Annotated in this window: 15 protein-coding genes; 8 read left to right on the top strand and 7 right to left on the bottom strand. The window is 68.5% G+C overall.

Features of this window, described 5'->3' with window-relative positions:
* Positions 1 to 9 precede the first annotated feature (9 nt).
* The 7 genes from gyrA to dnaA all read right to left on the bottom strand — a co-directional run bounded on the left by gyrA (position 10) and on the right by dnaA (position 11,797).
* Positions 10 to 2,664, bottom strand: coding sequence for a DNA gyrase subunit A (gene gyrA / locus AB0L33_RS00985; protein ID WP_365676964.1), 2,655 nt, complete (start codon positions 2,662 to 2,664; stop codon positions 10 to 12).
* A 46-nt stretch (positions 2,665 to 2,710) separates the two neighbouring features.
* On the bottom strand, positions 2,711 to 4,798 hold the full coding sequence (gene gyrB, locus AB0L33_RS00980) for a DNA topoisomerase (ATP-hydrolyzing) subunit B (RefSeq protein WP_365676963.1): 2,088 nt from the start codon (positions 4,796 to 4,798) through the stop codon (positions 2,711 to 2,713).
* 353 nt (positions 4,799 to 5,151) lie between these two features.
* Entirely contained in the window at positions 5,152 to 5,715 is a 564-nt protein-coding gene (locus tag AB0L33_RS00975) for a DciA family protein (protein WP_365676962.1), read from the bottom strand.
* Positions 5,712 to 6,842 carry a DNA replication/repair protein RecF gene (recF, locus tag AB0L33_RS00970; RefSeq protein ID WP_365676961.1) on the bottom strand — a complete coding sequence of 377 codons (1,131 nt, stop codon included), beginning with the start codon at positions 6,840 to 6,842 and terminating at the stop codon, positions 5,712 to 5,714. The genes AB0L33_RS00975 and recF overlap by 4 nt, the downstream gene beginning before the upstream one ends.
* An 83-nt stretch (positions 6,843 to 6,925) precedes the next feature.
* Positions 6,926 to 7,804, bottom strand: coding sequence for a phosphogluconate dehydrogenase (NAD(+)-dependent, decarboxylating) (gene gnd, locus AB0L33_RS00965; protein WP_365676960.1), 879 nt, complete (start codon positions 7,802 to 7,804; stop codon positions 6,926 to 6,928).
* Positions 7,805 to 7,932: 128 nt separating this feature from the next.
* Complete coding sequence (dnaN, locus tag AB0L33_RS00960; RefSeq protein WP_073966647.1) at positions 7,933 to 9,063, bottom strand: DNA polymerase III subunit beta; 1,131 nt, start codon at positions 9,061 to 9,063, stop codon at positions 7,933 to 7,935.
* Positions 9,064 to 9,997: 934 nt separating this feature from the next.
* Positions 9,998 to 11,797 (bottom strand): chromosomal replication initiator protein DnaA, encoded by a 1,800-nt coding sequence (gene dnaA, locus AB0L33_RS00955; RefSeq protein ID WP_365676959.1) that lies wholly within the window; start codon positions 11,795 to 11,797, stop codon positions 9,998 to 10,000.
* Positions 11,798 to 12,179: 382 nt separating this feature from the next.
* Here dnaA and rpmH point away from each other — a divergent pair, with 382 nt between their 5' ends.
* The 8 genes from rpmH to AB0L33_RS00915 all read left to right on the top strand — a co-directional run bounded on the left by rpmH (position 12,180) and on the right by AB0L33_RS00915 (position 18,046).
* Complete coding sequence (gene rpmH, locus AB0L33_RS00950) at positions 12,180 to 12,317, top strand: 50S ribosomal protein L34 (RefSeq protein ID WP_006348049.1); 138 nt, start codon at positions 12,180 to 12,182, stop codon at positions 12,315 to 12,317.
* A gap of 21 nt (positions 12,318 to 12,338) precedes the next feature.
* Positions 12,339 to 12,710 (top strand): ribonuclease P protein component, encoded by a 372-nt coding sequence (rnpA, locus tag AB0L33_RS00945; protein WP_073863861.1) that lies wholly within the window; start codon positions 12,339 to 12,341, stop codon positions 12,708 to 12,710.
* The gene (gene yidD, locus AB0L33_RS00940) at positions 12,707 to 13,066 is read left to right on the top strand and encodes a membrane protein insertion efficiency factor YidD (RefSeq protein WP_147975251.1); all 360 of its coding nucleotides are present in this window, start codon (positions 12,707 to 12,709) and stop codon (positions 13,064 to 13,066) included. Before rnpA ends, yidD begins: the two co-directional genes overlap by 4 nt.
* A 3-nt stretch (positions 13,067 to 13,069) precedes the next feature.
* Positions 13,070 to 14,332, top strand: coding sequence for a membrane protein insertase YidC (gene yidC, locus AB0L33_RS00935; RefSeq protein WP_365676958.1), 1,263 nt, complete (start codon positions 13,070 to 13,072; stop codon positions 14,330 to 14,332).
* A gap of 14 nt (positions 14,333 to 14,346) precedes the next feature.
* On the top strand, positions 14,347 to 14,856 hold the full coding sequence (locus tag AB0L33_RS00930; protein WP_365676957.1) for a R3H domain-containing nucleic acid-binding protein: 510 nt from the start codon (positions 14,347 to 14,349) through the stop codon (positions 14,854 to 14,856).
* A 108-nt stretch (positions 14,857 to 14,964) separates the two neighbouring features.
* On the top strand, positions 14,965 to 15,681 hold the full coding sequence (gene rsmG / locus AB0L33_RS00925; protein WP_073966654.1) for a 16S rRNA (guanine(527)-N(7))-methyltransferase RsmG: 717 nt from the start codon (positions 14,965 to 14,967) through the stop codon (positions 15,679 to 15,681).
* 209 nt (positions 15,682 to 15,890) lie between these two features.
* Positions 15,891 to 16,967, top strand: a complete 1,077-nt coding sequence (locus AB0L33_RS00920) for a ParA family protein (RefSeq protein ID WP_365677373.1) — start codon at positions 15,891 to 15,893, stop codon at positions 16,965 to 16,967.
* A complete protein-coding gene (locus AB0L33_RS00915; RefSeq protein ID WP_365676956.1) occupies positions 16,964 to 18,046 on the top strand; it encodes a ParB/RepB/Spo0J family partition protein in 1,083 nt (360 codons plus the stop codon). Before AB0L33_RS00920 ends, AB0L33_RS00915 begins: the two co-directional genes overlap by 4 nt.
* Positions 18,047 to 18,063 lie beyond the last annotated feature (17 nt).

Genomic DNA, 18,063 nt, shown 5'->3' with positions numbered 1-18,063 from the left:
ACTCACGCTCTACTCCTCGTGCTCCCCGGTCGAGGACGACGTGTCCTCGACATTGCTGTCGACCGTGCTGCCGGCGGCCTCGTCGGCCGTGGTCACCTCGGTCGTCCCGCCTTCGGCGTCGCTGTCGACGGGTCCGTCGACCTCGTCGGCCTCGCGGCCCGCCTCGGCGTTGCGGGCGATGCCGACGACGGCGTCCCGCTTGCCCAGATTGATCAGTTGGACGCCCATGGTGTCACGGCCCGTCTCCCTGACTTCGTTGACTCGCGTACGAATCACACCACCGCCGAGCGTGATGGCGAGGATCTCGTCCGTCTCCTCCACCACCAGCGCGCCGACCAGCGAGCCCCGGTCCTCCACGATCTTGGCGGCCTTGATGCCGAGGCCACCGCGACCCTGGACGCGGTACTCGTCGACCGCGGTCCGCTTCGCGTACCCGCCGTCGGTGGCAGTGAACACGAAAGTACCGGGCCTGACGACATTCATCGAGAGCAGTTCGTCTCCCTCGCGGAAACTCATGCCCTTGACGCCCGAGGTGGCGCGGCCCATCGGCCGCAGCGCCTCGTCCGTCGCGGTGAACCTGATCGACTGGGCCTTCTTGCTGATGAGCAGCAGGTCGTCCTCGGCCGAGACCAGCTCCGCGCCGATCAGCTCGTCGTCGGCGCCGTCCGCCGTCTCCCGCAGGTTGATGGCGATGACGCCACCGGAGCGGGGCGAGTCGTAGTCCTTCAGCGCGGTCTTCTTCACCAGGCCGCCCTGGGTGGCGAGGATCAGGTAGGGCGCGGCGTCGTAGTCGCGGATCGCCAGGATCTGCGCGATCCGCTCGTCCGGCTGGAAGGCCAGCAGGTTCGCCACGTGCTGGCCGCGCGCGTCCCGGCCGGCGTCCGGCAGCTCGTACGCCTTGGCCCGGTAGACCCGGCCCTTGTTGGTGAAGAACAGCAGCCAGTGGTGCGTCGTGGACACGAAGAAGTGGTCGACGATGTCGTCTTCCTTGAGCTTCGTGCCGCGCACGCCCTTCCCGCCGCGCTTCTGCGAGCGGTAGTCGTCCGTCTTGGTGCGCTTCACATAGCCGCCACGGGTGATCGTGACGACGATGTCCTCCTCGGCGATCAGGTCCTCGATGGACATGTCGCCCTCGAAGGGCACCAGCTTGGAACGCCGGTCGTCGCCGAACTTGTCGACGATCGCCGCCAGTTCCTCACTGACGATCTGCCGCTGCCGCGCCGGCGAGGCCAGGATCTCGTTGTACTCGTTGATCTTCGCCTGCAGTTCGTCGTGCTCGGCGGTGATCTTCTGGTGCTCCAGCGCGGCCAGGCGGCGCAGCTGCATCTCCAGGATCGCGTTCGCCTGGAGGTCATCGATCTCCAGCAGGCCCATCAGGCCCTCGCGCGCGATCTCGACGGTCTGGCTGCGCCGGATGAGGGCGATGACCTCGTCGATGGCGTTCAGGGCCTTCAGCAGGCCGCGCAGGATGTGCGCGCGCTCCTCGGCCTTGCGCAGCCGGAACTTCGTACGCCGGACGATGACCTCGATCTGGTGCGTCACCCAGTGGCGGATGAACGCGTCGATCGACAGGGTGCGCGGCACCCCGTCCACCAGCGCCAGCATGTTGGCGCCGAAGTTGGTCTGCAGATCGGTGTGCTTGTACAGGTTGTTCAGGACGACCTTCGCGACCGCGTCCCGCTTGAGCACGACGACCAGGCGCTGGCCGGTACGCGAGGAGGTCTCGTCCCGCACGTCGGCGATGCCGCCGATCTTGCCGTCCTTCACCAGGTCGGCGATCTTCTGCGCGAGGTTGTCGGGGTTGGTCTGGTACGGAAGCTCCGTGACGACCAGGCACTGGCGGTTCTGGATCTCCTCGACCGCCACGACCGCGCGCATCGTGATCGAGCCACGGCCCGTGCGGTACGCCTCCTCGATGCCCTTGCGGCCGACGACCAGCGCGCCGGTCGGGAAGTCCGGGCCCTTGATCCGCTCGATCAGGGCGTCCAGCAGCTCCTCCTGCGAGGCCTCCGGGTTCTCCAGGTACCACTGGGCACCGGACGCGACCTCGCGCAGGTTGTGCGGCGGGATGTTGGTCGCCATGCCGACCGCGATGCCCGCGGAGCCGTTGACCAGCAGGTTCGGGAAGCGCGCCGGGAGGACCGTCGGCTCCTGGTTGCGGCCGTCGTAGTTGTCCTGGAAGTCGACGGTCTCCTCGTCGATGTCCCGGACCATCTCCATGGACAGCGGCATCATCTTGCACTCGGTGTACCGCATGGCGGCGGCCGGGTCGTTGCCCGGGGAACCGAAGTTGCCGTTGGAGTCCACCAGAGGCATGCGCATCGACCACGGCTGGGCCAGGCGGACCAGGGCGTCGTAGATCGAGGAGTCGCCGTGCGGGTGGTACGTGCCCATGACGTCACCGACGACGCGGGCGCACTTGTAGAAGCCCTTCTCCGGCCGGTAGCCGCCGTCGTACATCGCGTACAGCACCCGGCGGTGGACGGGCTTGAGGCCGTCCCGCACGTCGGGCAGCGCACGCGAGACGATGACGGACATCGCGTAGTCGAGGTAGGAGCGCTGCATCTCCGTCTCGAGCCCGACGGGCTCGACACGCATGCCCACGCCCTCGACGGGCGGAACCTCTTCGGGCGTCACGGGTGCGGGGGTGTTCTCGTCGGCCATTGCTGGTCAAAGTCCTTTCGCGCTGCGGCTTGCTTGTACGGCCGACTCAGATGTCGAGGAAGCGGACGTCCTTGGCGTTGCGCTGGATGAACGAGCGCCGCGCCTCGACGTCCTCACCCATGAGCACCGAGAACAGGTCGTCGGCCTGCGCCGCGTCGTCCAGCGTGACCTGGCCGAGCACCCGGTGGTCGACGTCCATCGTGGTGACGCGCAGCTCCTCGGCGTTCATCTCGCCGAGACCCTTGAAGCGCTGGATCGAGTCTTCCTTGATCCGCTTGCCGTTCTGCTTGCCGAGGGCGACCAGGGCGTCCCGCTCGCGGTCCGAGTACGCGTACTCGGAGTCGTCGCGGCCCCACTTGATCTTGTACAGCGGGGGCCGCGACAGGTAGACGTGGCCGGCCTCGACCAGCGGGCGCATGAAGCGGAACAGGAACGTCAGCAGCAGGGTGTTGATGTGCTGGCCGTCGACGTCGGCGTCCGCCATCAGGATGATCTTGTGATAGCGGAGCTTCTCGATGTCGAAGTCCTCGTGGACCCCGGTGCCGAACGCCGAGATCAGCGCCTGGACCTCGGTGTTCTGGAGGATCTTGTCGACCCGGGCCTTCTCGACGTTCAGGATCTTGCCGCGGATCGGCAGGATCGCCTGGTACATCGGGTTGCGGCCGGACTTGGCCGAGCCGCCCGCGGAGTCACCCTCGACGATGAAGATCTCGCACTTGGTGGGGTCGTTCGACTGGCAGTCGCTGAGCTTGCCGGGGAGCGACGCGCTCTCCAGCAGCCCCTTGCGCCGGGTCAGGTCGCGCGCCTTGCGGGCCGCCACGCGGGCGGTCGAGGCGGCGATGCCCTTGCGGATGATGTCGGCCGCCTCGTTGGGGTTGCGGTCGAACCAGTCGGTCAGCTGCTCGTGGACGACCTTCTGCACGAAGGTCTTGGCCTCCGTGTTGCCCAGCTTGGTCTTCGTCTGGCCCTCGAACTGCGGCTCGCCCAGCTTCACCGAGATGATCGCGGTCAGACCTTCGCGGACGTCCTCACCGGTGAGGTTGTCGTCCTTCTCGCGCAGCAGCTTCTTGTCGCGGGCGTACCGGTTGACCAGGGAGGTCAGCGCGGCGCGGAAGCCTTCCTCGTGCGTACCGCCCTCGTGCGTGTGGATCGCGTTGGCGAAGGAGTACACACCCTCGGTGTACTGCGTGTTCCACTGCATGGCGATCTCGACCGAGAGCAGCCGGTCCTTGTCCTCCGCCGCGATGTCGATCACCGACTGGTGGATGACGTCGCCCTTGCGGGAGTTGAGGTACTTGACGAAGTCGACGATGCCGTTCTCGTAGTGGTACGTGACCGAGCGGGCCACTTCCTCCTCGGGAACGTCCGCCGCCTCGGCGCTGTCCGCGCCGGCCGTCGCCTTCGCCGACTCGCGCTCGTCGGTCAGCTTGAGGGTGAGGCCCTTGTTGAGGAAGGCCATCTCCTGGAAGCGCCGCGAGAGCGTCTCGAAGGAGTACTCGGTCGTCTCGAAGATGTCGCCGTCGGCCCAGAAGGTGACGCTGGTGCCCGTCTCGTCGGTCTCCTCGTTGCGCGCCAGCGGGGCGGTCGGGACACCGAACTTGTAGTCCTGGGTCCAGCGGTACCCGTCGGTCTTCACCTCGACGGCCACCCGCGTGGACAGGGCGTTGACGACGGAGACGCCGACGCCGTGCAGACCACCGGAGACGGCGTAACCGCCGCCGCCGAACTTGCCGCCCGCGTGCAGGACGGTGAGGACGACCTCGACGGCCGGCTTGCCCTCGGACGGCACGATGCCGACGGGGATGCCACGGCCGTTGTCGACTACGCGCACCCCGCCGTCGGCGAGGATCGTGACGTCGATGGAGTCCGCGTGCCCGGCCATGGCCTCGTCGACCGAGTTGTCCACGACCTCCTGCACGAGGTGGTGGAGACCGCGCTCACCGGTCGAGCCGATGTACATGCCAGGTCGCTTGCGGACCGCGTCCAGACCCTCCAGCACGGTGATCGCGCTGGCGTCGTACGAGGCCTGCGCCTCGGCCGGGACGGGAGCGGCGTCGCCCTCGCCCTGGGTGGACGGAATGTTCTCGTTGGGGTTGCCGGAATCGGCCACGAAGCGCCCTTTCTGGCACAGCACAGGCCGTTCTCCGGGCAGGCGGGAGCGGCTGCGTCGTTCGGCTTGTATCGACGAATCCCGCAAGACGCGGGATTGTTCATCAGTCTACCGGTAGCGCCGACCCGAATGGGGGTTTGCGGGTACCTGAGTACGCATGTGCCGCCCTGAATGAGCGGCTGACGACTCCCCATATCCAGGCAGGGGCCTCAAGGGGCTCACACAGGCGTTGAGCGCTTCGGCCTGTCAGCCTCCCGCTACGGTGAGGGACGCCAGCTCACCACCACCTGGTTTCACGTGCCACGCAATCGGGTCCCCGGGCGGCCGGGACGCGGCCCAGGTCCGGCCGCGGAGGTGAAAGGCCCAGGTCGCAGCGGTCAGCCGTAGGTGTCGCCCGGGCCCGTGCTGCCCGGGGCACGCAGCGGGCCGAACCGGTGCTGCGGGCCGCCGGGGCCCAGCACCTTGATCATCCGCACCGTGCCGTTGCCCAGGTCCGCGTTGAGCCGGGCCACCAGCTGGGGAGCCAGCAGCCGCAGCTGCGTCGCCCAGGCCGTCGAATCGCACTGCACCGTCAGCACCCGCTGGTCCGGCTCCTCGTCGTACCGCACGGGCACACAGTGCAGCGCCAGGTCGTCACCGACGATCTGCGGCCAGCGGCCCATCACCCCGCCCACCGCCGCCGGGGTCTCCCAGCCGCGCTCGGTGATCAGCCGGTTGATCGCGGCGCCCAGCGGCAGCGGATCGCGGCCGTCCCGCCGCGCCCCGGAGCGCAGCCCGCCGCCGCGCCTGGCCTGCTTCTTCTGCTGCGCCGCCTCACCGCGCGCCCGCGCCTGCTCCTTCGCCGCGCGCAGGGCGACCCGGGCCAGGTCGACGCCGGACGGCTCCGCCGGCTTCGGCCCGTCCGGGCCGCCCGGGGCCTTTCCCTCACCCTCGCCGCTCACAGCCGCTCCACCTCGCCGGCGGACACCGCGTACCGGGTCCCCGCGAGCGCCCCCGGGACGTCGTCGTCGACCGCCGCGGTCACCAGCACCTGTTCGGCCGGCGCCACCAGCTCCGCCAGCCGCTCCCTGCGGCGGGCGTCCAGCTCGGCGAACACGTCGTCCAGCACCAGCACCGGTTCGTTGCCCTCGCCGCGCAGCAGCTCGTACGAGGCGAGGCGCAGCGCCAGCGCGTACGACCAGGACTCCCCGTGGCTCGCGTATCCCTTGGCGGGCATCCCGCGCAGGCCGAGCACCAGGTCGTCGCGGTGCGGGCCGACCAGCGTCACCCCGCGCTCGATCTCCTGCTTGCGGACGCCGGCCAGGGCATCGATGAGCTGCCCGTACAGCTCCTCACGCGTGCGGGCGGGGCCGGCCTCGCCGCCGACGGAGCTGCGGTAGTCCAGCGCCACCGGACCGCCGCCCGGCGCCACGTCCCCGTACGCCTTGTCCGCCAGCGGCTGGAGCGTGGCGATCAGGTCCAGGCGCTGGGCCAGCAGCTCCGCGCCCACCCCGGCCAGATGCTGGTCCCACACGTCGAGCGTCGAGAGGTCCAGGGAGCGCCCGCCGTGCCTGCGGGCCATCGCGGCGGACTTCAGCAGTGTGTTCCGCTGCTTGAGCACGCGCTCGTAGTCGGAACGCACCCCGGCCATCCGCGGCGCCCGTGCGGTGATCAGCTCGTCCAGGAACCGCCGGCGCTCGCCGGGGTCGCCCTTGATCAGGGCCAGGTCCTCGGGGGCGAACAGCACCGTCCGTACGATGCCGAGCACGTCACGGGGTCTGACCTGCGACGATCTATTGATCCTGGCGCGGTTCGCCTTGCCCGGGTTGAGCTCCAGCTCGACCAGCTGCGAGCGCTCGCCCTGGGTGACGGCCGCCCTGATCACGGCGCGCTCGGCGCCCATGCGGACGAGCGGGGCGTCGGAGGAGACGCGGTGGCTGCCGAGCGTGGCGAGATAGCCGACGGCCTCCACCAGATTCGTCTTGCCCTGGCCGTTGGCCCCCACGAACGCGGTGACGCCCGGGTCGAGGGACACCTCGGCCCGGGCGTACGAGCGGAAGTCGGCCAGCGACAGATGCGTGACGTGCATGATGTGCGCCGACCTTCCCGGCTTCCTGCTCCGTGCTCCGTAGGCGGGAGGGACGGTCGGCCCCTCCCGCTCCTCGTTGCGGGTTACTTCTTGTTCTCGACCGCGTGGCCGCCGAACTGGTTGCGCAGGGCGGCGATCATCTTCATCTGCGGGGAGTCGTCCTGGCGCGAGGCGAAGCGCGCGAAGAGCGACGCCGTGATCGCGGGCAGCGGCACCGCGTTGTCGATCGCGGCCTCGACCGTCCAGCGGCCCTCGCCCGAGTCGGCCGCGTAGCCGCGGAGCTTGTCGAGGTGCTCGTCGTCGTCCAGGGCGTTGACCGCCAGGTCGAGCAGCCAGGAACGGATGACCGTACCCTCCTGCCAGGAGCGGAAGACCTCGCGCACGTCGGTGACGGAGTCGACCTTCTCCAGGAGCTCCCAGCCCTCGGCGTACGCCTGCATCATGGCGTACTCGATGCCGTTGTGGACCATCTTGGCGAAGTGGCCGGCGCCGACCTTGCCCGCGTGGACCGAGCCGAAATCGCCCTCGGGCTTCAGCGCGTCGAAGATCGGCTGGACCTTCGCCACGTCCTCGGCGTCGCCGCCGTACATGAGCGCGTAGCCGTTCTCCAGGCCCCAGACGCCGCCGGAGACGCCGCAGTCCACGAAGCCGATGCCCTTGGCGCGCAGCTCCTCGGCGTGCTTCTCGTCGTCGGTCCAGCGGCTGTTCCCGCCGTCCACGACGATGTCGCCGGGCGAGAGGAGCTCGGCCAGCTCGTCCACGGTGGACTGGGTCGCCGCTCCGGCCGGGACCATCACCCACACGACCCGGGGGCCCTTGAGGCTGCCCACAAGCTCTTCCAGGCTGTGGACGTCGGCGAGATCCGGGTTGCGGTCGTAACCGATGACGGTGTGGCCTGCGCGGCGGATGCGCTCGCGCATGTTGCCGCCCATCTTGCCGAGGCCGACGAGACCGAGCTCCATCAGAGATTCCTTAGCGTTGTGCCGATTCGTACCCGCATCCGAGCCTACGCCCGGAAGGGGACAGGACGCCGGGCGTGCTCGGCGCTGAACACACCCGTCGGGCCCCGCCGGAGCGGGGCCGGAGGAGGTCAGCCGGAGAGGCGGACCGGCATGATCAGGTACTTGTACGCGTCGTCCGCCTCGGCGTCCACGGCCGGGCGGCCGCTGAGCAGCGCCGGCTTGGTGGAGGTCGTGAACGAGAGCTGGGCGACCGGGGAGTCGATGGCGCTGAGGCCGTCGAGCAGGAAGGTCGGGTTGAAGGCGATCGAGATGTCGTCGCCCTCCAGCACGGCGTCGACCCTTTCCACAGCCTGTGCGTCGTCGCTGGAGCCGGCCTCCAGGATGAGCACGCCCTGCTCGAAGGTCAGCCGGACCGGGGTGTTGCGCTCGGCCACCAGGGCGACGCGCTTGACGGCCTCCACGAACGGGGCGGTCTCGATCACCGCGACCGAGTTGAACTCGGTGGGGAAGAGCGTCCGGTACTTCGGCAGGTCGCCTTCGAGCAGTCGGGTGGTCGTCCGCCGTCCGGCACCCTCGAAACCGATGAGCCCTTCCCCCGCGCCGGAGCCGGACAGCGCCAGGGTGACCGTGTCACCGCTGGTGAGGGCCTTGGCGGTGTCGAGCAGCGTCTTGGCGGGGACCAGGGCGACGGCGGAGGCCTCCGGGTCCTCCGGCTTCCAGAGGAACTCGCGGACCGCGAAGCGGTAGCGGTCGGTGGAGGCGAGGGTGACGGTGTCGCCCTCGATCTCGATACGGACACCGGTCAGGACGGGCAGCGTGTCGTCGCGACCCGCGGCGATGGCGACCTGGGCGGCGGCGGAAGCGAAGACCTCACCGGGGACGGTGCCGGTCGCGGTCGGCATCTGCGGAAGCGCCGGGTACTCCTCCACAGGAAGGGTGTGGAGTGTGAATCGCGAGGAGCCGCAGGAGACGGTCGCCCGTACACCGTCTGTGGAGATCTCCACCGGCCGGTTGGGCAGGGCGCGGCAGATGTCGGCGAGCAGCCGGCCGGAGACGAGGACGGTGCCGTCCTCCTCGACCTCGGCCTCCACCGAGACCCGCGCAGAGACCTCGTAGTCGAAGCTGGAGAAGCTGAGCGCTCCGTCCTCGGCCTTCAGCAGAAGGCCCGCGAGAACGGGCGCCGGCGGACGGGCCGGAAGGCTGCGGGCCACCCAGGCCACCGCCTCCGCGAGTACATCGCGCTCCACCCGGATCTTCACCGGAACCGCCTCCTGCTGTTTTCGCCCTGTCGGCCTTCGTCGTCTGGTCGGGTCGCTCCGCCGATGAGAGGGGAGGACGCCGGGGACCAGTCTGACGCACCGCACCGACACTCGTTGCTGCTCGGGGTCAAATCGCGGCGAGCGGCCCGAAGCGCTCCGAGGGCGAGTTGTGCACAGGACCCACTTCGAAACGGATTCCGGGCTAACTATGGGTGGTGGTAGTAGTAGGCCCTGTGGAAACCGTGGATAACCCCGTTTTCGCAGCTCAGAGCCTGTTTTTTATCCACCGACCCTGTGGGCGGTACCAGTGGACAACCCGGGCTTTCTGTGGACACCCGGAAGTTGTGCACAACCCGTACACAGGGGAGGGCGGTTTCTCCCCAGGTCTGTCCCCAGCTTTACCCCCGTTCCCCACAGGCCAACCCTGCCTCTTGGTGTGACGCCTTTCACTCGGGCCGGTGACGCGCCCTCTCATGTTGCCGAACAGTGGACAGCGGTGTGGAGAAGCGGCTGCCTGCTGGGGAAAACGGCCTCGAGCCTGTGGGCATCCGGTGGACAACGTTGACCACAGGCTGTGGACGAAGATCTTGTCCACAGCCTGTGGATCATCGTTGACCACAAATCCCCAACCCGCTGAGCTGGCCCGATGTCCTCCCGGAGGTTCTGCCTGTGGATGCAGTATGGACAACTTTTGGATCCCCAGGCTGTGGAGGGGAAAAAGTGCCCAGATCTGTGGAGAACACCCGTGACCTCACGATTAATCGAACAGACCGGGGCTCCTGGAGCGCACCCGGTGGACGGCAGGGCGGCGTCCGGATCGGTGCGAAGGGGGTTGCGAGCCGCTTTCCGGGGAACACGGAAGGGCGCTGTGCGGACTCCTGACGAGTCCGCACAGCGCCCTTCGGGTACGTGCTGCGGTCGGCGCGGGGCGCCGTCAGCCGTTCTTGATGCGGTTGGTGAGCTCGGTGACCTGGTTGTAGATGGAGCGCCGCTCCGCCATCAGCGCCCGGATCTTGCGGTCCGCGTGCATCACCGTCGTGTGGTCCCGGCCGCCGAACTGCGCACCGATCTTGGGCAGTGAGAGATCGGTCAGCTCACGGCACAGGTACATGGCGATCTGCCGGGCCGTCACCAGCACCCGGCTGCGCGACGAACCGCAGAGGTCTTCCACCGTCAGGCCGAAGTAGTCCGCGGTCGCCGCCATGATGGCGGACGCGGTGATCTCGGGGGCCGTGTCCTCACCGCCCGGGATCAGGTCCTTCAGCACGATCTCGGTGAGCCCCAGGTCCACGGGCTGCCGATTGAGGCTCGCGAACGCCGTCACGCGGATGAGAGCGCCCTCCAGCTCACGGATGTTGCGGGAGATCCGTGAGGCGATGAACTCCAGCACTTCCGGAGGGGCGTTGAGCTGCTCCTGCACCGCCTTCTTGCGCAGGATCGCGATCCGCGTCTCCAGCTCGGGGGGCTGTACGTCGGTGGTCAGCCCCCACTCGAAACGATTCCGCAACCGGTCCTCCAGAGTGACCAGTTGCTTCGGCGGCCGGTCGGAGGACAGCACGATCTGCTTGTTGGCGTTGTGCAGCGTATTGAAGGTGTGGAAGAACTCCTCCTGCGTCGACTCCTTGCTCGCCAGGAACTGGATGTCGTCCACGAGCAGGATGTCGACGTCGCGGTACCGCTTCCGGAACGTGTCGCCCTTGCCGTCGCGGATCGAGTTGATGAACTCGTTGGTGAACTCCTCGGAGCTCACGTACCGCACCCGGGTGCCCGGGTAGAGGCTCCGCGCGTAGTGCCCGATGGCGTGCAGCAGATGGGTCTTGCCGAGTCCCGACTCCCCGTAGACGAACAGGGGGTTGTACGCCTTCGCCGGCGCCTCGGCCACCGCCACGGCCGCGGCGTGCGCGAAGCGGTTCGAGGCCCCGATGACGAAGGTGTCGAAGAGGTACTTCGGGTTCAGCCGGGCGTGCGGCTCGCCGGGGCCGGGGGCCGGCGCGGGCTGTGCGCCCATCGGGCCCGGGGCTCCGCCGGGGCGGCCGGTACCGGCGCGGTGCTGCGGCTCCGGCAGCTCCGGCCGCTCGGAGCGGGGGCGCTCGGTGTGCTGGGGCTCGTACCCCTGGCGCTCGGGCGGCTGCTGGCGGTAGTCGTGCTGCGGCGGGCGGCCGCCGCCGTACGGCTCGCGCCACTGGTCGGCCGCCGGCTCGCGGTCCTGGAAACCGCCGAGCCGGGGCTGCTGCCAGGACAGGTCCTCCTGGGTGCGCGGCCAGGCGCCGGGTTCCGGGCGCTGCTGCTGGTAGTCCGGATACGCGGGCCGGGCGGTGGGCATGCCGTCGTCCGCGGGGCGGTTCCCGTAGCCGTCGTACGCGTCGCCGGGCCGGCCCTCGTCGTGCTGCGGGCCCTGGTAGCGGTGCGACGGCGGGGGGGACTGGTGCATCGGCGGTGCCGGCGGACCCGACGGCTCGCCCGCGGAGTCGTCGACCGTGATCGCGATCCGGATGGGGCGCCCGCACTCCCGGCTCAGCGTCTCACTGATGAGGGGGGCGAGGCGGCCTTCGAGGACCCGCTTGCCCCATTCATTGGGGACGGCGAGGAGTGCCGTGTCGGCGACCAGGGCGAGCGGCTGGCAGCGCTCGATCCACTGCTTGTCCTTCGGCTCGATGCCCTGCTGCCCCTCCCCGAGGAGCTGCTCCAGCACTCGCGGCCACACTGCGGCAAGATCGGCAGGTACGTCAGCCACAGGGCACGCTCTCTCGCTGGTCCCACGAATGTGTGGTTCTCGGGACGGTTTGGGTCGGGGTGGGTGAGGACCGGCAGGCGGGAAGAAAAAGAACCGGAGTTCAGCCACGGTAGTCAGCCCGACCCGCGCGGTTCAAGTCGTTGTCCACAGCCTGTGCACAATGGGGGGTCCGACAGGGTCGGTTTGACCGGATGGCGTAGCCGCGCGTACCGTGACCAGGTCGAGTTGTCGATGGCTGCTGCCGCCTGCCTCCGATGGGCAAAGATCACGATCTGTGATTGTGAATGCGGTGCACTAGGGCGTTTACGCGAGTCTCTCGTGGGCGCACGGTGACAGCCAGGCGATGTCCCGCCAACACACGAGTCATTTCTGGAGCCCCCGAGTGAGCAAGCGCACCTTCCAGCCGAACAACCGTCGTCGCGCGAAGACCCACGGCTTCCGGCTGCGTATGCGCACCCGTGCCGGCCGCGCGATCCTCGCGTCCCGCCGTAGCAAGGGTCGCGCCAGCCTGTCCGCCTGATCGCGTACAGGTCGTCATGACGTGCTGCCTTCCGAGAATCGGCTGAGGCGGCGCGAGGACTTCGCGACCGCGGTACGACGAGGACGCCGGGCCGGTCGTCCGCTCCTCGTCGTCCATCTACGAAGCGGTGCAACCGACCCGCACGTGCCTGGGGAGAACGTTCCCCCGCCGCGTGCGGGTTTCGTTGTCAGCAAAGCCGTAGGTGGTGCGGTCGTCCGCACAGCGGTGAAGCGCAGGCTTCGCCACCTGGTCCGAGAACGACTCGCCCTGCTGCCCCCCGGTAGCCTGGTTGTCGTACGAGCGTTGCCCGGTTCGGGTGACGCCGGCCATGAACAGCTGGCCCGAGACCTGGACGCCGCCTTGCAGCGGCTGCTGGGAGGGGGCGTGCGATGAAGTACCCGCTGCTGGCTCTCATCAAGCTGTACCAGTGGACGATCAGCCCACTTCTCGGGCCTGTCTGCCGTTACTACCCGTCGTGTTCCCACTATGGATATACGGCGATCGACCGGCACGGAGCGATCAAGGGAACTGCGCTGACGGCCTGGCGCATCCTGCGATGCAATCCGTGGTCACCCGGCGGCGTGGACTACGTACCACCACGCAAACGTCCGCGTTGGCACGAACTGCTGCGCAGCGCCATACGCGGCAGCAAGGGCGGGGACTCCGCCGCTGACGTGCCTCCCGGGGGTTCGGCCACCGATCTCCCGAGTTCGGCCGCAGAGACTTCGCCCAATGCTCAAGGAGCCTGATTAGTGGACACGATTGCCAGTCTGTTCAGCTTCATCACCTGGCCCGTCTCCTGGGTCATCGTCCAGTTCCACAAGTTGTACGGGTGGATCTTCGGGCCTGACACCGGATGGGCCTGGGGTCTGTCCATCGTGTCCCTCGTGGTCCTGATCCGTATCTGCTTGATCCCGCTGTTCGTCAAGCAGATCAAGTCGACGCGGAACATGCAGCTGCTCCAGCCGAAGATGAAGGCGATCCAGGAGCGCTACAAGAGCGACAAGCAGCGTCAGTCCGAAGAGATGATGAAGCTGTACAAGGAGACGGGTACCAACCCGCTCTCCTCGTGCCTGCCCATCATCGCGCAGTCGCCGTTCTTCTTCGCGCTGTACCACGTACTCTCCGCGATCGCCTCGAACAAGAAGATCGGCGTCATCGACCAGTCGCTGCTGGACAGCGCTCGTCAGGCCCACATCTTCGGTGCGCCGCTGGCCGCCAAGTTCATGGACAGTGCGGAGAAGGTCGACGCCCTCGGTGCTTCGCTGACCGATGTCCGGATCGTCACCGCGGTCATGATCGTGCTGATGTCGGCCTCGCAGTTCTTCACGCAGCGCCAGCTGATGACGAAGAACGTCGACCTGACGGTCAAGACGCCGTACATGCAGCAGCAGAAGATGCTGATGTACATCTTCCCGCTGATCTTCGCGGTCATGGGCATCAACTTCCCCGTCGGTGTCCTCGTCTACTGGCTCACCACGAACGTCTGGACCATGGGTCAGCAGATGTACGTGATCAACCAGAACCCGACGCCGGGCAGCAAGGCCCAGGAGCAGTACCTCGGACGCCTGCTGAAGAGCGTTACCGCGCACGGTGAGGTCCGCGGCCGGACACGGCGCAACACCGTCAAGCGGATCGTGGCCAAGGGCCCGGACCGCAATGACATCGAGCGGAAGTTCGTCGTCGGGCTGGCCAAGCTCGGGCTCGCTCCTCAGGAGGACGGCACGGTCGCCAAGAGCGACACCGCCGTCGCCGAGGCCGAGGGCAGTGCCCCGCAGCGCCGTCACCAGCCCAAGCGGCAGACGAAGGCGCAGCGCCAGACCGGAGCGGCTCACCAGGGCGGAGCCAAGGATGACGACTCCAGTGAGTCGGCTTCCAAGACGTCCCTGAAGAAGAGCTCCGCGCAGGACGACAAGTCGAAGCCGGCGGGCAAGGCCGCGTCCGGCTCCTCACGCCAAGCCAAGTCCGGACAGCGCAAGGGCCCGCAGCGGCCCAAGCACCCGTCCAAGAAGTAAGAAGGAGTCGATCCGTGACGGAAGGCACCACCTCCACGGCCGCTGAGGGCAGCGACACCCTGACCCGCCTTGAGCAGGAAGGGGAGATCGCAGCGGACTACCTCGAGGGGCTGCTCGACATCGCCGACCTCGACGGCGACATCGACATGGACGTCGAGGCGGACCGTGCCGCGGTCTCGATCATCAGCGACTCGGCGCGCGAGCTGCAGAAGCTCGTGGGGCGCGACGGTGAGGTCCTGGAGGCGCTCCAGGAGCTGACGCGGCTCGCCGTGCACCGGGAGACCGGTGACCGGAGCCGCCTGATGCTGGACATCGCCGGGTTCCGGGCCAAGAAGCGCACGGAGCTCGCCGAGCTGGGTGCCAAGGCGGCGGCCGAGGTCAAGAGCACCGGTGAGCCGGTGAAGCTGGACCCGATGACGCCGTTCGAGCGGAAGGTCGTGCACGACGCGGTCGCCGCGGCGGGCCTGCGCAGTGAATCGGAGGGCGAGGAGCCGCAGCGCTTCGTCGTCGTCCTGCCGGCCTGACCGGCTCCTTACCTGTCGGCCCCGTCTGTTCGCAGACGGGGCCGATCTTTGTCAGCCTGATAGACAGCCACCATGGTGCGGTAGTGCGGTATGGAAGGACGGTCCCCCGTGACGGAGGAAGTAGCGCTTCCCCAGGCGCCCGACGAGGCCCGGGAAGTATTCGGTGAGTGCTTTCCCGAGGCTGTCCGGTACGCGGAACTGCTGGCGGACGCGGGGGTCACCCGCGGGCTGATCGGGCCGCGCGAGGTTCCGCGCCTGTGGGAGCGGCATCTGCTGAACTGCGCGGTGCTCTCCGAGGTCGTTCCCGAGGGGGTCACGGTGTGCGACGTGGGCTCCGGGGCCGGGCTTCCCGGTATTCCCCTGGCGTTGGTGCGCCCGGACCTGAAGATCACTCTCCTGGAACCGCTGCTGCGTCGGACGAACTTCCTCCAGGAGGTCGTGGAACTTCTGGGGCTCGATCATGTGACGGTGGTCCGCGGCCGCGCCGAGGAGGTTCTTGGCTCCCTGCAACCGGTGCATGTCGTGACCGCCCGGGCGGTGGCCCCGCTGGACCGGCTGGCCGGCTGGGGTGTGCCCCTGTTGCGTCCGTACGGCGAGATGCTCGCGCTCAAGGGCGACACCGCCGAGGAGGAGATCAACGGGGCGCGGGCCGCGCTCAGCAAGCTGGGAGTGGTGGACACCGAGGTGCTGCATGTCGGCGAGGGCGTGGTCGACCCGACGTCCACCGTGGTCCGGGTGGTGGTTGGGGAGAGCCCCGGGGGTGTGAGGTTCGCCGCAAAGCGAGCCAAGGCTGCGCGGACCAGCCGGACGCGACGCCGTCGCTGAGCCCTGCGCGGAGTGTCGTAGCTCCGTAGCTACGCTGCGGAGGCATCGTGTTTCACGTGAAACGTCGTTCTCTGCTGCATGGAATCATCGGCCGCGGTCATGAGGCAGCCGCCCCTCCCCATCGCAGGCCCGTTAGGGCTACGGAGTTGTCCACAGAAGTGGTTTCATCCACAGAAGAGCGGGCCTCGCTGGTTCACGACCCCGAAACCATGACAGGCTCTGCTCATTGCGAGCCTGAAGTCGAGGAGAGTGAATCCTTGCGGTCCGACGCCAACATCGCGGGGCCGATGACCGATCCGGTCCCCGGCCCCCGAACCGAATCGGTGGGGAACGGTGTTTCACGTGAAACACCGCCGCCGATGGACGACACACCCATTGGTCGTGCGGCCCAGCTGGCGGTGGAGGCCCTTGGCCGTGCCGGCGAGGGGTTGCCACGGCCCGAGCAGACCCGCGTCATGGTCGTGGCCAACCAGAAGGGTGGGGTTGGCAAGACCACCTCGACGGTCAACCTTGCCGCGTCGCTGGCACTGCACGGGGCACGGGTCCTGGTGGTGGACCTCGACCCGCAGGGCAACGCCTCGACGGCTCTTGGGATCGATCACCACGCCGAAGTTCCCTCGATCTATGACGTCCTGGTGGAGAGCAAGCCGCTCTCCGACGTGGTTCAGCCCGTCCCGGACGTCGAAGGTCTCTTCTGCGCCCCGGCCACCATCGATCTCGCCGGTGCGGAGATCGAGCTGGTGTCGCTGGTGGCGCGGGAGAGTCGACTCCAGCGCGCCATCCAGGCGTATGAGCAGCCGCTGGATTACATCCTGATCGACTGCCCGCCCTCGCTGGGCCTGCTGACGGTCAACGCGCTGGTGGCAGGGGCGGAGGTACTGATCCCCATTCAGTGCGAGTACTACGCGCTGGAGGGCCTGGGCCAGCTCCTGCGGAACGTCGAGTTGGTACGGGGCCACCTGAACCCCGACCTCCATGTCTCGACCATCCTGCTCACCATGTACGACGGCCGGACCCGGCTGGCGTCACAGGTCGCGGAGGAGGTTCGCAGTCACTTCGGTAAGGAGGTGCTGAGGACCAGCATCCCCCGGTCGGTCCGTATCTCCGAGGCGCCGAGCTACGGGCAGACCGTGCTCACATACGACCCCGGGTCCAGCGGGTCGCTGTCGTACCTCGAAGCAGCCCGCGAGATCGCGCTGCGAGGAGTCGGGGTGCACTACGAGGGACAGCACGCCCACACGGGCGGTTCGATCAGTCAGCAGAGCAATTCGGAGGGGATCCAGTGAGTGAGCGTCGTCGAGGGTTGGGGCGAGGGCTCGGTGCCCTGATCCCAGCCGCTCCGCAGGAGAAGCAGCTGTCGTCCGCCGGCTCCGGGTCACCCTCGCCCGTACTGACCTCGGAGCGGGGTGTCGCCGCCGCCAAGGTGGCCACGCTCGGGGCCGCTCCCGTCGTGCCTGAGCCGAGTTCCCCTGTGTCGGGCTCCGAGCCGACGGTCTCGGGCGATGTGGCGGGGGCGTACTTCGCCGAGGTGCCGCTCGACTCCATCACGCCGAACCCGCGTCAGCCACGTGAGGTCTTTGACGAGGACGCGCTGGCGGAGCTGGTCACCTCCATCAAGGAGGTCGGTCTTCTCCAGCCGGTCGTGGTGCGCAAGATCGGAGCCGACCGCTTCGAGCTCATCATGGGCGAGCGGCGCTGGAGGGCCTGCCGCGAGGCCGGCCTGGAGCGCATCCCGGCCATCGTCCGGGCCACGGACGACGAGAAGCTTCTCCTGGACGCCCTCCTGGAGAACCTGCACCGGGCTCAGCTGAACCCGCTGGAGGAGGCGGCCGCCTACGACCAGCTGCTCAAGGACTTCAAGTGCACGCATGACCAGCTGGCGGACCGGATCGGCCGTTCCCGGCCGCAGGTGTCCAACACCCTGCGCCTGCTGCGGCTGTCGCCGCCGGTGCAGCGCAGGGTCGCGGCCGGGGTGCTCTCGGCGGGCCACGCGCGTGCGCTGCTGTCGGTGGATGACTCCGAGGAGCAGGACAAGCTGGCCCATCGCATCGTGGCCGAAGGGCTCTCGGTGCGCGCGGTCGAGGAGATCGTGACGCTCATGGGTTCCAGGCCCACGAGCGCCAAGAAGGCCAAGGGGCCCCGCGCCGGGGCGCGGCTCTCCCCGGCGCTCTCCGACCTGGCATCGCGGCTTTCCGACCGCTTCGAGACCCGGGTGAAGGTCGACCTCGGGCAGAAGAAGGGCAAGATCGTCGTAGAGTTCGCCTCGATGGAGGACCTGGACCGCATTCTGGGCAGTCTCGCCCCGGGCGAGGGCCGGGTGCTGGACCAAGCTTCCGAGAAGTCGGCCGAGGGCGACGAGAGCTGACGTACGCCGAACGCTGA

The sequence above is a fragment of the Streptomyces sp. NPDC052299 genome (assembly GCF_040679335.1).
In the GTDB taxonomy this organism is placed as follows: domain Bacteria; phylum Actinomycetota; class Actinomycetes; order Streptomycetales; family Streptomycetaceae; genus Streptomyces.
Note: the sequence above shows the minus strand (reverse complement) of the source record. Positions and strands in the feature narration are given on the sequence as shown.

Bases quoted from the DNA above. Each gene is read 5' to 3' on its own strand.
- gyrA (WP_365676964.1), bottom strand. From the start codon at position 2,664: ATGGCCGACGAGAACACCCCCGCACCCGTGACGCCCGAAGAGGTTCCG.
- recF (WP_365676961.1), bottom strand. From the start codon at position 6,842: ATGCACGTCACGCATCTGTCGCTGGCCGACTTCCGCTCGTACGCCCGG.
- gnd (WP_365676960.1), bottom strand. From the start codon at position 7,804: ATGGAGCTCGGTCTCGTCGGCCTCGGCAAGATGGGCGGCAACATGCGC.
- yidD (WP_147975251.1), top strand. From the start codon at position 12,707: ATGAAGTACCCGCTGCTGGCTCTCATCAAGCTGTACCAGTGGACGATC.
- AB0L33_RS00920 (WP_365677373.1), top strand. From the start codon at position 15,891: ATGACAGGCTCTGCTCATTGCGAGCCTGAAGTCGAGGAGAGTGAATCC.